Source organism: Pantoea sp. Seng, from assembly GCF_009829935.1.
Taxonomy (GTDB): domain Bacteria; phylum Pseudomonadota; class Gammaproteobacteria; order Enterobacterales; family Enterobacteriaceae; genus Pantoea; species Pantoea communis.
Genome location: NZ_SZZV01000006.1, coordinates 163,719 through 177,869, shown reverse-complemented (window position 1 = coordinate 177,869; position 14,151 = coordinate 163,719). Strand labels below are relative to the sequence as shown.

Annotated in this window: 15 protein-coding genes and 1 pseudogene; 10 read left to right on the top strand and 6 right to left on the bottom strand. The window is 49.6% G+C overall.

Features of this window, described 5'->3' with window-relative positions:
- The first annotated feature begins 5 nt into the window (after positions 1-5).
- The gene (locus FD737_RS08175) at positions 6-203 is read left to right on the top strand and encodes a hypothetical protein (RefSeq protein ID WP_160833221.1); all 198 of its coding nucleotides are present in this window, start codon (positions 6-8) and stop codon (positions 201-203) included.
- Complete coding sequence (locus FD737_RS08170) at positions 204-992, top strand: hypothetical protein (protein ID WP_160833220.1); 789 nt, start codon at positions 204-206, stop codon at positions 990-992.
- On the opposite strand, the gene FD737_RS08165 is transcribed toward FD737_RS08170, so the two are convergent.
- Positions 984-2,750 (bottom strand): sensor domain-containing phosphodiesterase, encoded by a 1,767-nt coding sequence (locus FD737_RS08165; protein ID WP_160833219.1) that lies wholly within the window; start codon positions 2,748-2,750, stop codon positions 984-986. The two genes, FD737_RS08170 and FD737_RS08165, sit on opposite strands and share 9 nt — an antisense overlap.
- 757 nt (positions 2,751-3,507) lie before the next feature.
- Here FD737_RS08165 and FD737_RS08160 point away from each other — a divergent pair.
- The 3 genes from FD737_RS08160 to msrA all read left to right on the top strand — a co-directional run bounded on the left by FD737_RS08160 (position 3,508) and on the right by msrA (position 5,178).
- Entirely contained in the window at positions 3,508-3,753 is a 246-nt protein-coding gene (locus FD737_RS08160) for a ParD-like family protein (RefSeq protein ID WP_034822655.1), read from the top strand.
- Positions 3,750-4,538: a type I methionyl aminopeptidase gene (map, locus tag FD737_RS08155; protein WP_160833218.1), complete on the top strand. Its 789-nt coding sequence runs from the start codon at positions 3,750-3,752 to the stop codon at positions 4,536-4,538. Before FD737_RS08160 ends, map begins: the two co-directional genes overlap by 4 nt.
- 103 nt (positions 4,539-4,641) lie before the next feature.
- Positions 4,642-5,178 carry a peptide-methionine (S)-S-oxide reductase MsrA gene (msrA, locus tag FD737_RS08150; protein WP_082678132.1) on the top strand — a complete coding sequence of 179 codons (537 nt, stop codon included), beginning with the start codon at positions 4,642-4,644 and terminating at the stop codon, positions 5,176-5,178.
- Here msrA and FD737_RS08145 read toward each other — a convergent pair.
- The gene (locus FD737_RS08145) at positions 5,175-6,080 is read right to left on the bottom strand and encodes a LysR family transcriptional regulator (protein WP_034822648.1); all 906 of its coding nucleotides are present in this window, start codon (positions 6,078-6,080) and stop codon (positions 5,175-5,177) included. The genes msrA and FD737_RS08145 overlap by 4 nt on opposite strands.
- A gap of 145 nt (positions 6,081-6,225) precedes the next feature.
- Here FD737_RS08145 and FD737_RS23860 point away from each other — a divergent pair.
- A pseudogene (locus FD737_RS23860) lies at positions 6,226-6,318 on the top strand (hypothetical protein); the annotation flags it as partial.
- A gap of 79 nt (positions 6,319-6,397) precedes the next feature.
- On the opposite strand, the gene FD737_RS08140 reads toward FD737_RS23860, so the two are convergent.
- Entirely contained in the window at positions 6,398-6,805 is a 408-nt protein-coding gene (locus tag FD737_RS08140) for a hypothetical protein (protein WP_202404495.1), read from the bottom strand.
- A gap of 80 nt (positions 6,806-6,885) precedes the next feature.
- Positions 6,886-7,494 carry a LysE family translocator gene (locus tag FD737_RS08135; protein WP_160833217.1) on the bottom strand — a complete coding sequence of 203 codons (609 nt, stop codon included), beginning with the start codon at positions 7,492-7,494 and terminating at the stop codon, positions 6,886-6,888.
- A gap of 113 nt (positions 7,495-7,607) precedes the next feature.
- Between FD737_RS08135 and FD737_RS08130 the strand changes: the two genes are divergently transcribed.
- Positions 7,608-8,504, top strand: coding sequence for a LysR substrate-binding domain-containing protein (locus FD737_RS08130; RefSeq protein ID WP_160833216.1), 897 nt, complete (start codon positions 7,608-7,610; stop codon positions 8,502-8,504).
- A gap of 29 nt (positions 8,505-8,533) precedes the next feature.
- On the opposite strand, the gene FD737_RS08125 is transcribed toward FD737_RS08130, so the two are convergent.
- Entirely contained in the window at positions 8,534-10,099 is a 1,566-nt protein-coding gene (locus FD737_RS08125) for a methyl-accepting chemotaxis protein (RefSeq protein WP_160833215.1), read from the bottom strand.
- 410 nt (positions 10,100-10,509) lie between these two features.
- Positions 10,510-11,016 (bottom strand): ferritin-like domain-containing protein, encoded by a 507-nt coding sequence (locus FD737_RS08120; RefSeq protein WP_160833214.1) that lies wholly within the window; start codon positions 11,014-11,016, stop codon positions 10,510-10,512.
- 453 nt (positions 11,017-11,469) lie between these two features.
- Here FD737_RS08120 and FD737_RS08115 point away from each other — a divergent pair, with 453 nt between their 5' ends.
- The 3 genes from FD737_RS08115 to FD737_RS08105 all read left to right on the top strand — a co-directional run bounded on the left by FD737_RS08115 (position 11,470) and on the right by FD737_RS08105 (position 13,963).
- On the top strand, positions 11,470-11,673 hold the full coding sequence (locus FD737_RS08115) for a general stress protein (protein ID WP_034822638.1): 204 nt from the start codon (positions 11,470-11,472) through the stop codon (positions 11,671-11,673).
- A gap of 551 nt (positions 11,674-12,224) precedes the next feature.
- Entirely contained in the window at positions 12,225-12,800 is a 576-nt protein-coding gene (locus FD737_RS08110) for a TetR/AcrR family transcriptional regulator (RefSeq protein WP_097117744.1), read from the top strand.
- A 686-nt stretch (positions 12,801-13,486) separates the two neighbouring features.
- The gene (locus FD737_RS08105; protein ID WP_160833213.1) at positions 13,487-13,963 is read left to right on the top strand and encodes a DUF1348 family protein; all 477 of its coding nucleotides are present in this window, start codon (positions 13,487-13,489) and stop codon (positions 13,961-13,963) included.
- The last annotated feature ends 188 nt before the right edge of the window (positions 13,964-14,151 follow it).

Genomic DNA, 14,151 nt, shown 5'->3' with positions numbered 1-14,151 from the left:
ATAACATGTTTCACTTTGTTATCGCCCTCTTCAAGAGCCCTGAGTCATTGCTACAAGTGATGAGCCAGCAAGATATGAAAGATTCCATTCAGGAGGGTGACAGGATCATTATTGATGAAGACGGCAACGCTTCGGTTAATCCGTTAAGTCCCAAAGTTCAGCGCGATTTTGCCCATCATGTCAAAACCTTGAAGGATATCTAAATGGGAACGGCAATATTTATGGTGCTGATGGTGTGTGGCTATTGGTACACCAGCCGGGACATGTCGAGTCGCTTAAAAATAAAGCGTTCCTTTGGCTGGGATGTTTACTTTTTAATTGCCCTTTATGGTTGTATTTTTGTCTTACAGGGCGTGTTTGCCACCGGGATTGTCTGGCTGATATTACTCGCCGCTTCCGCGATCAATAATACTTTTGCACTTACCCGCCTGGTGCATGCTCGTTGGCATGTGGATTTTATGACCTGGAGCTTCCTGGGTATTCAGGCACCGGTCGTGATTATGCTCGCCTTTGCCGTGCTGTTTTGTGTGTATCGCTCAAACTGGGCTGGCAGCGCGCGATTAACCGCCAGCAGCCGCCGCGACCTCTATCAGCGATTGTCACGTTCGAACGGTATTGAACAGATTTTGTTGCAGTGTATGGAAGAAGGTGAGTTAGCCTGGATAACGCTAAAATCCCGACGCATCTACATCGGCATGATTCATGCCGCCACCTTCGAATATGCCAGCACGGCTAATATTGTATTAATACCGATGCTCAGCGGTTATCGCGATTCACGTACGCTAAATCTCGCCGTTGAGCACAATTACAGCCGTTGGTATCATCAGCACCGGATTGATTTCATGTCGAAACCCAAAACAGCTTTAGCGTTTCGTAAAGTGATTATGGTGGAACAAATCGAGAGTCTGTCACTATTTGATCCCGCCAGCGCCAGTGCTCTGGCAATGGGTGAGGCAGGAACCGATGAAGTCAGGACAGACGCATCACCCTAACTTCCAGCGTAACCAATTATCCAGTTCGCTTTCAGGTAATGGGCGGGAATGAAAGAACCCCTGCGCCTGATCGCAACCGAACTCTTTTAACGCTTCGAGCGTCTCAATATTTTCCACGCCTTCCGCTAACACCACATAATCCAGTTCTTTGAGCATAGCGATAATGCTGCGGGTGATGATGCGTGACGCGGTATCTGTGGCAAGTCCGCCGACAATCGAACGGTCGAGTTTGACCACATCCAGAGGCATTTTTCGCAGATAACTGATATTGCTGTAACCGGTGCCGAAATCATCCAGCGCAATACCAAAACCGCGCAGTTTCAACATTTCCAGTCCCTTAATGGCCGCCGCGCTTTCGATGATGCGCTCAGTTTCCAGGCACTCAATGCCGAGCAGATTCGTCGGCAGACGTGCCTTGATCATCTTATTCTCGAGCCTGTAAGCAAAACTTTCCTGGCTAAAGTCGCGCACGCTAACGTTCACCGTGACAGGCAACTGGATACCTTGCCCGTTGAGCCGTTTCAATCGCTCAATGGTTTTATCAATGACCCATTCGGTGATCTCTTGCAGCAACGTGGTTTGTTCCGCGAGCGGGATGAAAACTGAAGGAGAAAGTTCACCTCGGGTGGGATGGCGCCATCGGATCAGCGCTTCGAGCCCAATCGGTAAACCGCTGCTCAGACAGATTTTCGGCTGGAACACCAGATACAAGCCATGATTGTGCCGTACAGCAGTGGCCAGGTCGTTGACGAGAGTAAAGTCATCCGTACGCCGCTCATCGTTTTCCTCACTGAAGTTCATACATGGGATCCCGCGACAAATGGCTTCATGCAAGGCACTAACGGCTCGACGCAGCGCTTCCTGAGCGGAAATTTCTGACGGCGAAAAGAGGGTTTCACCGGTATGTGTCGCTAAATCGACCGATAAACCTTCGCCAATCTCGGCGCGTACGCCTTCCATGCGTCGCGCAACCCACTCGGCGCACAATGGACTTTCTTGTTGAGTTAATAGCGCAAACCGCCCGGTTGCCACGGTATAGAGCAGTTCATTTTTGCCGGGACGCAGACGTAGCGGCAGTAACGTTGCCATATCTTTGAGGAGCCCTTCGACAGGTGCCATGCCCAACGAACGCGCCAGCTCATAGGCTCGCGGCATATCGATGCAGTCGATCAACACCAGTCGATACCGCGTGTTATCACCCGCATTACGCAAGGCTTGCAGGTCTCTAATCAGTTGCTGTCGGTTAGGCAATCCTGTAACCAAATCGGTAAAACCGACAGAATGCCAGGCTTCAAGAAAGGAAATTACCAGCTGTGATAGCAACGTCATCGTCGCCAGCTTTTCAGCGCTAAAGGTATGTGGTTTGCTATCCACCACGCACAGCGTGCCTAAGACCAGCCCTTCCTGGCTCTTTAGTGGCACGCCCGCATAAAAGCGAACAAAAGGTTCACCTATAACAAAAGGATTGACGGAAAAACAGGCGTCCAGTTGGGTATCGGGCACCACAAGCGGTTGATCCCCCTCGACCACGTACTGACACAATGAATCGGCACGCAACGTTTCACCGACGTTAAAGTTGTGCGCAGCTTTGATGTATTGGAAATCATCGTCAAGGACAGAGATGAAACTGCTGGGAACATCCAGCGTTTTACTGACCAAATCAGTGAATTTGCTCAGTACATCGTCACGGCAGATATCCGGATTCCGAAGTGCCTGGAGCGTGATGCAGCCTGGCTTCAATTCGTTAGTTATGCTCATTTGCACTCGCCCATTCCATTGGCACGGATAGCAATGCTGAACTCAAAAGAATAACTTCATTATCATTAAGGAGAATATCCGCCATTTTGCGTCTATTTTGCTCATTATTAACCGGTGAATATCACCATATTATGCCCGCCATCACGGTTTGTCATGCTGAAATATCTTTACAAAAAGCTTACATGAAAACTGAGTAAAGGGATCCTTCACCCCATTCAAGCGAAGCGTAAATTGATAACAAGGATTACGGCTGCCCAGAGATCTTATCAGTAGCGCACACATTAATAGGATTTAATGATTACCTCATAAAATTCAGTCTGTTGTCCGTAATTCAACAAGCACAGAAAACAATCAAATAAGCGATGCATCACGGCATATATATTCCTGTCATATCGCTAAGTCGGTCCAGGTTTTCTCTTGATGATGCGTTTCGCTTATTAGCTTCATCTCTCAATCGAGGGATTATTTTATTTTAGCTGAGCTTTCAAATGCCGAACTTTCAACACCCTGCTCTGGGGAAATCCAGAAATATTACTCTGCAACGATTATTAAGCCGCTTCGCAGGGTATTTTTTCTTTAGTCTATCTTTTCCTCAACACATCACGCCACCCTGTCACGCTGTAGCAGGCTTAAACGGCTAAGAGGTGGAGATGCTGTACAGGGTCACGGCAAACTTCCCAACATTTCCCCTTCCATCTTATCCGGACGCAGCGTAATCTATATGCAAAACGACTACGTTTCATATACGGATCGCATAATGGGTATCGTAAAAATTTCTGATCTGATGCATGAGAATCTGCGTATCGCGAGCACGGCGTTAAGCCGTTCCATCAATGCGCAGGCAGAACACTGGATGAAGATTGGCATGCTGGCTGAGCTTTATCCTGACCTCAACCTTCAGGAACTGACGCGCCTGTTGATGCGTGTCGAACGTGACGGCGGCGCAGATTTAGCGCAGCTGCTTGACCAGCCTACATTAACCTCGCAGGGAATCGCGCAATGACCATCAAACTACATTCCGCTGAAGAAATCGAACTGGCACGCGCTGCCGGACACGCCGCGGCAAAAGTGCTGGAAATCATCACCCCTTACGTCAAACCCGGCGTGACCACAGATGAACTGGACGCCATTTGCCATGACTATATTGTCAATGAACTGAAGGTTGTTCCCGCGAATATTGGTTATCACGGCTATACACGCACCACCTGTACCTCGGTAAATCACGTGGTGTGCCATGGCATTCCAGGTGAGAAGAAGCTCAAGAATGGCGATATCGTCAACATCGACGTCGGCATCATCAAAGATGGCTGGTACGGTGACACCAGCCGCATGTATTACGTGGGTGAGCCATCGGTGCGCGCTAAACGTCTGGTCGATATCACCTACGAATCGATGGTGGCGGGCATTAAAGTCGTCAAACCCGGTGCGACATTGGGTGATATCGGCGCCGCGATCCAACAGGTGGCGGAGAAAGCCGGATTTTCAGTGGTGCGTGAATATTGCGGTCACGGTGTTGGTGAGATTTATCACGACGAGCCTCAGATTCTGCACTACGGTACGCCGGGCACAGGGATTGAGCTGCAGGCAGGCATGATCTTTACCATCGAGCCAATGATCAATGCCGGCAAAGCAGGCACCAGTGTTTTATCTGATGGCTGGACGGTGGTGACAAAAGATCGCTCGCTGTCGGCGCAGTGGGAACACACTCTTGCTGTGACCAAGACCGGCTTCGATTTGCTTACGCCATGGCCTGAAGGCACAGGCGATTACGCAGCAATAGAAGGCTGAGTGCGGCTTCGCGCGCTGACAGGCATTCAGGATGCGCCAATGCAGTGGCGTTACTTTTCACCGCCGTGTAAGGTAACGTCACTTTTTTTATCCGGAACTTAGACTGATGCGTGAACAAGCCATTTTTGCCGGCGGCTGCTTTTGGTGTACTGAAGCGATTTTCCAATCCATCCATGGTGTATTGAGCGTGGAAAGTGGTTATATCGGCGGCCATGTCTCGTCACCCACTTACGATCAAGTTTACAGCGACACCACCGGTCACGCCGAGGCGGTGAAAATCGAGTTCGATCCCGATCTCGTCAGTTACGACGATTTGCTCGACATCCACTTCGCGACACATGATGCCACGCAGGAAAACATCAAAGACGGCGTGGTGCGTTCACGTTATCGCTCCGCACTGTTTCCGACCAGCGATGCACAACGCATTGCCGCTGAACAAGGGATAGCACGTGCCGCTGCCGAACTCAGCAAGCCGCTGGTGACAAAGCTGGAACCGTTAGCCGAGTGGTACGCAGCCGAAGACTATCATCAAAACTTCTGGGAGAAAGAAGGACAAGAAAACGCCTTCTGTATGATGAATATCCCGGCAAAACTGCAGAAACTGCGCAATAAATTTCCGAAACAGGCATCGGACGCTTAACGCGCCATCTCATCGATAACCTGTGTGATGCGCTGAATCACCCTCTGCGCCGCCCGCGATAACTGTCGGGATGGCGCAGTACAAAGTGCCAACGTCAGAGGACGCATCACGCTGTTTTTCAGCGGCACAAAGCACAGTTGCTGCTCCTGCACTTCAGTCATCACATCCAGCAAACTCAGCACGCATACGCCAGTGCCCTGAGCAACCAAACTGCGTATCAGGCGAATATCGTTACAGGCAATAATGTTATCCGGCGCCATGCCCTGCTTGCGGTATAGCGCATCGACCCGTTCATGGACCACCAGCGAATCACCAGGAATGATATGCCGCTCCTGGCTCAATTGACTGAGCGATAGCGCATCGCACTGGCTCAATGGATGATCGGGCGCCATGACTATACCCATATCCAGTTCAGCAAACGCCAACACATCCAGTCCACTCTGACCCGCCGGATCCAGGATTAAGCCAAAATCAATCGCAGACTGTCGAATCAATTGGCTGATGGCGTGGCTGTTGTCGACGGTAAGTTCCAGCCGCAGCCACTGATGTTCACGTGCAATATCCGCAATCGCATCAGCCACCGGTCCCTTAGTCAGTGATTGCACCAGACCCGCGCTGACGTTGCCGCGCTTCAAGCCCTGTATATCGTCGAAACGCTGGCACGTAACGCGAAACTCGCGCTGCCAGCGCATCACATCGTCGTACAACAACTCACCGGCGGTGGTCATCCGCAACCCATCCGGCAAACGCTCAAACAGCGGCGTACCAAAGCTCTCTTCCGCCTGCAGGATCTGCCGGTTAATGGCGGACGCGGAGACGTGCAGTTTCTCGGCGGCTTTACGTAAGCTGCCGCTGCGAGCCACTTCTGCAAAGTAAACGGAAAAGCGGGAAAACGGACTCATGCATCACCTGTACTGTTTTTTGCAACACTTGATTGAATTCTGTCGGATGGATTTGTACAGAGCTAATTATTCACAATGTCCTGATAGAAATGAAGTCTTTCAGTCGCCCTCGTGAGCCAATGGCAGGAACATCACCATGAATACCCGCAACGTCGAGCTGCGGGTCCAGGTTGAAGATGTGCACGCTTTCAATCTGCGGGTATTTGAAGAGGATTGCCTGAGGGTGGAAACAAAAAAAACCAGCGCCAGCCGCTAAACAGTTATCGCGCTGTGCTGCTCACGCATTTAATCACGCAATCGGGTGATCGACCTGTAACTTATTTAGTGCGCCACATGCGGTACTGTCCCCAGAAGCCTATTTCTGTGGCGTACTCCTGTGGCGTGCCGTCAGCCACAATATCCAGCGACTTGCGCATCCCCAGACTCATCACTGAACAGTCATTACTGACGCGCAACTTGTGCAGACCATTTTCCAGATAAGCAGTGACAAATTGGTTTTGACGCAACATCGCGACATCCTGACCATCCACGTTCACCACGAATTTGCAGGTTCCACCGCTGGCACTACCAATAAACTGCTTGAGGCGGGTTACAGTCACCGGTGTCTGCTTCTTGCTGGCATCCGGTGTCACCATTTGCTGATTGATGATGGTATCGGCTGATCCATAAGGTCTGGCGCACCCTGCCAGAGTTAAAACCGCTAACGCTATCAATGCTTTTTTCATTACTTTCCCTTTAGTCTGCTGCTCCATGCAGCCATTCGCTATGCGTTATCGGCGTTTTGGGTGAAATCTTCAATACCACGCTATAACAACAATTGCCTCAGGGTGTAGAACGCTCCCGCCAGCGCGATCAGCAACAACATCAGCATTGATATCCGCTCCAGGCGCTGCTGATGTGCTCCCGGCAGCAAGCGCTTTACGGTGATGATATAAAACGCCAGCACCGCAAAATCGAAGGCCATCCATACCAGCGCCAGGGTGATCAGGCTGCTGCTCAGATCGGGCGTGATGGCGATAAACTGTGGAAACAGCGCGGCAAAAAACAGAATATCTTTTGGATTAGAGATGCCCACCACAAAGCCTTTCAGCAATCCCCCCTGTGCTGCAGGCCGGTGGGCGGTTGCACTTGTCGCAGCACGTAAGCCTCGCCATGCAATCACGCCAATAAACAGGGAACCCAGCAACCCGGCGACTTGCAAACTCAAGGGATCGAGAGAGACCAATCCCGTCAACATCAGTGCAGCCAGCGCAATCAACACCAGTGATGCCGCGTTAGTGCCCACCGCTGTGGCAAAAGCGCGGCGATAACCGTGTCGCGCGGCCGTGCCCGTGATCAGCGCCACCACCGGGCCTGGCGTCATTAACAGCAATAAAATCGCCAGCATATACGCCAGCAGCAGTGAGAGGTTCATGGTAACGACCTGAAACGTATTAGAAGGTCGCCAGTATGGCTTTTCGTTTCCACATTGAAAAACGCTTTAAAATGCCGTTGAATGTGAGTTTTACTCAATATTGAGTTTACCTTATGACGCTTCCTCCACTTTATGCGTTGCGCGCCTTTGCCAGTGCGGCGCAATTGGGGTCTTTTAGCCAGGCCGCTGCGGCACTCAACGTCACCCCTGGGGCGATTAGCCGCCACATCCGCACCCTTGAAGCGTGGTTCAATTGCCAACTGTTTATCCGTAAAGGCCCCAGGGTCGAAATCAGCGCTGCCGGTAGCGTATTAGCGGCACAATTACAGGCCGGATTTGCCTCTTTAGAGCAAGCTTGCGCCGCCTTCACGCAGCATGGTCATCAACTCCGTCTCAAGGCCCCATCGACACTGACCATGCGGTGGCTGCTGGATGCACTTCAACTCTATCGCGAGCAAAACTCAACACCTGAAGTGCAGATTACCAGCGTTTGGATGGACACCGACAACGTCGATTTTGCCCGTGAACCTTTTGACTGCGCCATCTTGTTGGGCGACGGTCATTTTGGTGCAGACACTGAGTGCCATTTGCTGTTTCAGGAGTGGTTAATTCCGATTTGCGCCCCCGCACTGGAACGACAGGCACAAAAGCAACTGGCAAGTTGTGAATTGATTCACCCCTCACACGATCGCCGCGACTGGCTGAGGTGGTCACAGGGGGCAGCTGATGCACCGGCTATCAATCTGTGGCAAGGCAAACTGTTCGATACGCTGGAACAGGGCACGATGGCGGCGATCAGTGGACACGGCGTTTCAATTGGTGACTTGCTGCTCAGCCAGGAGGCGATCAACAACGGCTTACTGGTGCTGCCATTTAACCAGCCGGTGGCGACAGGGGACGGTTATTATCTGGTGTGGCCGAAAACCCGGCCGGAAGCGCCCAACATCAAGCTATTGCTTCAATGGTTGCTTGATCAGGTGCCCGTGTTAAATAGCAAGAATTTAGAGTAATGGCGGCCTTGACGCCGCCTGTCATCTGGTTATGCGCTCTGACGCAGGGTAAACACGCTGACGCTGTTCACCATGTTTGCCGCTTGCTCGCTGAGCATGGCGGAAGCAGCCAGGGATTGCTCCACCAGCGAGGCATTTTGTTGCGTCGTGATGTCAATTTGGCTGATAGCAGTGTTGATCTGACTGATCCCATCGGCCTGTTCGGTGCTGGCCTGATTAATCTGTGACAGCACCTCCTTCATGTTCACCACGTTGTTCATCATTTCCGACATCAGTTTGTTGGCATCCGCTACCATGTCACGGCCATCAACGATGCGCGTGGAAGACTCCTCAATCAGATGGCGAATCTCATGCGATGAGGTGGCGGTTTTTTGCGCCAGCGCGCGCACTTCCTGCGCGACTACCGCAAAACCGCGACCGTGCTCCCCTGCTCGTGCCGCCTCAACAGCCGCATTGAGCGCCAGGATATTGGTCTGGAAAGCAATCGAATCAATCAGATTGATAATGTCTGCCATGCGACCGGCTGAATCATGGATCTCAGCCATTTTGGTCGACACGTTGATCATCATGGTGGCGTTCTGCCCCACGGCGCTTTCCGCCTTTTCAGACAGATCGGCAGCAAAGTGGGTGTTATTGCGCGTGTTGCTAATGGTGGCGGTGAATTCTTCAACCGATGCTGCTGTTTGTTCAACCGAACTGGCTTGTTCTTCAGTACGCGCGGCCAAATCATGTGTACCCGACATAATTTCGCTGGCACCTCCTGAGATTTGCTCTGCGCTGATACGAATATGACTGACAATGGTCAACATTTTATCCTGCATCTGCTGAATGGCGTTTATTAACTGGCCCATTTCGTCTTTACGTTTTTCATAGAAGCTCGTACTGAGATCGCCATCAGCAACACTGCCAAGAAACGCAATCACGTTTTTTAATGGCACAGTAATGGATTGGATAATAATCCAGCCAATCAACGCAGAGAGAATAACCGCCGCAATAAATATCACCACCATTGAAATTTTAGTGGTGTGATAGGAATCCATAAAGTGTGTGTAGGAACCATTCATCTGCTGCTCTTGCAGTGCAATAAAACGCTGCACTTCAACCGTATAATCCTTTTGTTTACTCGCCAATGCTGTCAGATAATAATCCAGCGCTTTATCAAGATCCTGACTAGTGAGTTGCAAAAATTCATTACGGCCTTCTAAATAAGCTTTGCGTTTATCATCCAAAATTTTGAGATAAGCAATGGAATCGTCATCTGTTGACAGTGCATGGAGTTGACGATAAATCTCCGTAATTTGCCCGGTTGCCCCCTGAAGCTCATTCATGATGGCGCTGCGGCGCTCCGCATTGATTGGGCTGAGCAGCAAAGCCTGTCGCTGAATGGTAGTGTTAATCTCATTGATTAACTGATTGCCCAACGCAATGGTTGGGTAATCATCTTTCATCATGCCGTTGACGCCGGTTTGTGCCATAAACAGCGAATTTAAACCCAGTACCGCGACCAAAAGCAGCATACCGATATTGATGAGCGAAGAAATAATGAGTTTGCTGCGTAATTTAATATTACGTGAAAATCCTTGAACTATGTCCATTTAGAAACCTCAATGATTTTTATTAGTGAGTCATGAAATCCAGGTGTTATTAAAACAAAGAAATGGAGACGCTCCGCGTTCTCATCGGCAGCATCCCTGCTGTTATCGTCAGCATGCTCACTAACCTTAATGCTTTTACTTAAATATAACTTACTCGTGCTAAACAATTCACTTCCTGTGGAATTGCGCAATTAAACAATTTGATCAGTTATATTAAATTGTTGGCAATAATAGTCACCTGAGTGATCAGTGCGCTTTACTTATTAAACTGAGTTTGTAGCGTTTGATCCTCCGTTTAGATAAACGTAGCGGCTTTTTACTGCAGTTTATGCAATTGCCGTTAACGAGCAATCATTAATAATGTTGGCTATTTTCTCTGCGGGCAGCCAGCAAGCTGCCCGCAGAAAACACTACACCGCGCTTGATGCTTCACTTTCAGCCAGCGAGTCTATCGATTGATTCGCTGCTTCAGGCAAGTCCGCAAGCAGTTTGGCCGCCATTTGCGCTTCCTGTTGCAAGATCCGCTGAAAAATGTCCGCGCCTTCAGTGTCATCAGCCTGTCTGGCGGCGGCAATTAACGTGGTGTAAGTCGCAACTTTATAACTACAAAAGACATAGACGCTGACGGCCATCCGTGCGTCCTGCTCAACACGCAGCATATCGCTTGCTGCCTGCCCCACCACAGACAGGCGGCCTAATGCCTCTTTCAATGCCGACCAACTATCGTCATGGTATTTCAGAACTTCTTTCACCTGCAACTGCTGTGCGCGTGATTGCGCAAGATAATGCGCGATGTGACTCCCGATGGAAGAATCACTGTCGAGACGCTCCATCGCTTGTTTTAATAACGTTTCACCGTGCTTCTCCATCGCATGTGCATCACGTAGCCAATCCAGATAAACAGATTCCCTCGTCATTCATTCACTCCTGGTTGATGTGCTTTTAATGAACTACCTTTGGGGATGGTATGCAGTTGCTTAGCAAGCTAACCGCCTCAACGCCGACGCTAATGGAATTATCTGGAAATAAGCGAAGCGTTAATTAACGGACTAACAATCATTTTAATTAAACGTAGCAAGTAAGCCCTTCTACGCAAGCCAATCGGCGCAGAACTGAGAGGGAGGATTAATATCACCACTTTGCCGCTTCGCTTATATTTACCCTCACAACACTCTTTACTCGACATCTAAAGTGCGCTAACAATCATCATTCAAGTGAGTTTCGTCCGCTTATAAACAAAAATCGACTTATCCTTAAACAAACAGTCCGCAAAATAATAAAACTTAAGATTAATCCTGACTTGATTATGGTAAAAACAACGCTACATTTATTTTTGCTTTATGTTGGTACAAATATAATGAGGAGAACGCATGACGGACCCTAACAAGCATCCTGAAGAGGAAGAGAAAAAGACGCAACGTCGTGGGGGCACAGGGAACTTCGCCGAGGACAAGGAGCGTGCAGCTGAAGCAGGCCGCAAAGGCGGTCAGGTAAGTGGCGGCAATTTTAAAAACGATCCGAACCGCGCCGTTGAAGCTGGCCGGAAGGGAGGAAAGATCAGCCGCCGGAAATAACACTATCAATAATTCAACATTGGGTTACGTTCGCTAGCCTTTATCACAACACTCTCCTGACGTGCATTAGCGCTTCGCTTAAATGCGAAATTCGCTACGTTAGGAGGGTTATTCCCATCGCTAACAATAAAAAATCGATCATTTCTTGATCAATCGTTCGTCATTTGCCGCTTCGCTTATCCAGAACTTTTCCTATATATATTAATGATCAAATTAGATCCCAGAATAAATAACCAAACACGAATTAACCAACATATTTGTACACGGAGATTCAAGTTGTACACCTTAGTCAAAATTAAGGTTGGTGATGATTAACTTAATTACAAAAGTGGAGGGGAACTGATCTTCTTGTCGGTGAGGGGATGAAATAGCTATTCACTATAAAGACTTTTCCCTCCCCCCTCATTCATACTGACTGGTGTCTGCAAAGCCTTCCGATCAACGTCCTTTCCTTCGGGTCCTTCCAGCTATCGCAAGAATCGAATGACTTTTTTACAGGCTCTTTGATAAAAAGCGTTGACGTGGTAGAACGATAATTCTACTTTTAACCCATGATCAAAAAAACAACTGATACACGGGATAAAATCCTGAAAACCGCCGAAGAGCTCATCTACCAGAACGGTATCCACGCTATGGGCATGGACCTTTTGGTCAAGACCTCTGGTGTCGCCAGAAAGAGTATTTACCGTCATTTCGCGAACAAGGAAGACGTGGCATCCGCCGCGTTAACAGAGCGCGACGAACGGTGGATGCAATGGTTCAGAACAGAGTCTGACAAAGGCAAGACTCCTCAGGAGCGTATCCTGAACATGTTCACTGTTCTGAAGAGCTGGTTCGAGTCCGACGGATTCCGGGGTTGCGCGTTTATCAACACGGCGGGTGAGGTTGGCGATCCTGAAGACCCTGTGCGCCAGATAGCCAAGATGCATAAACAGAAGTTGCTGGATTACGCTCTGGAGCTTACCGAACAGCTGAACGTTGAGCATCCGGAGGATTTGGCTCGACAGTTACTGATCCTGCTGGAAGGCGCGATCACCCTGTCATACGTCATGGGCGACGGGAGTGCTGCCGACAACGCTCAGGACATCGCGAAACTCATGCTGGAACGAGCCTCCTCCGGGCCCTGAGGTTCGCGAACGCTTTTCCCTGCATGAAGATTTAAATGCGTTTTTGAATTCGATTTATCTTCAGACAGGCGGGACCGATAAACGGTCTCGCCTTCAATCTGTGCGCATACCCGCAGCCATCATCATACACAACAGCGATGTCACCACACCGCCTGCCCGGACGTTCGCGCCGCACATACAGTCAACAGTCAAAGTCATCTTCTGCAACGGGATAGTTAATTTTCTACGGATAACCCACAGCTCGATGGTATTTCTTCTTATCGCCGTTTGAGTATATCGGGCACTTCCCTGGCGCATTCATAAGCGACATTTTATTCCCTTACCCTTCCCTGTTCAGACCTGAAACGGGCGAATCTCAGTTAATTTAAAACCAATTAAAAACAATATCTTATTTCGATTTTAATGCCGAATGTTCTCTGCTCCCGGCATTCATTTCAGAAAAAATCATTGACTAGGTAGAACGATCGTTCTACCTTTAAATCACAGACAGGACGCCGCGCGATACCAAAGGGGAATCCCTGAATTTGTTGAAAGGTCTCCTATCAGAACGGTATTGATGCCACCGATGTGAGCCTTCTGGTCAAGGCATCAAAAGTAGCGAAGTTTTTGCTGGAACAGGTCTTTCACTGAGTCCTAAGTCACGAGAACGATCTTTAGACTGAAACTAAATTTACAGGAGTTTTACCATGACTGATTCACAAGTTCGTCCACCGCTCCCGCCTTTCACATTGGAAACGGCCATCGAGAAAGTCCGTCTGGCTGAAGACGGCTGGAATAGCCGCGATGCTGCAAAAGTAGCTCTGGCTTACTCACTGGACACCAAATGGCGTAACCGCGCCGAGTTCGCCAACAATCGTGAAGAAGCGCAGAGCTTCCTCGACCGTAAATGGAAGAAAGAGCACGAATACCGCCTGATTAAGGAACTATGGGCATTTGGCGGTAACCGCATCGCCGTCCGCTACGCTTACGAATGGCACGATGACTCCGGCAATTGGTTCCGCTCCTACGGAAACGAAAACTGGGAGTTTGGCGCTGATGGCCTGATGGAGCGTCGTTTCGCCTGCATCAACGACATGCCGATTAAAGAGAGCGACCGTAAATATTTCTGGCCGCTGGGCCGTCGTCCGGACGATCATCCTGGCCTGTCAGATCTGGGGCTGTAAGTCATTTCGAGAAAATGCTCCCGCTTGGATTAAGCGGGATATCGTCGCCAAAAACGCCGATCCTGTGTTCATTCCTTACCAGAAATTTTGAGATAAGAGTTCTTATAACCAGATGCACCACGCTCAGGTTTAGATTTATTTCGCACCCGTTCCGTTTACTTCCCAGGCGCTGTGCCAGGCTTACACCT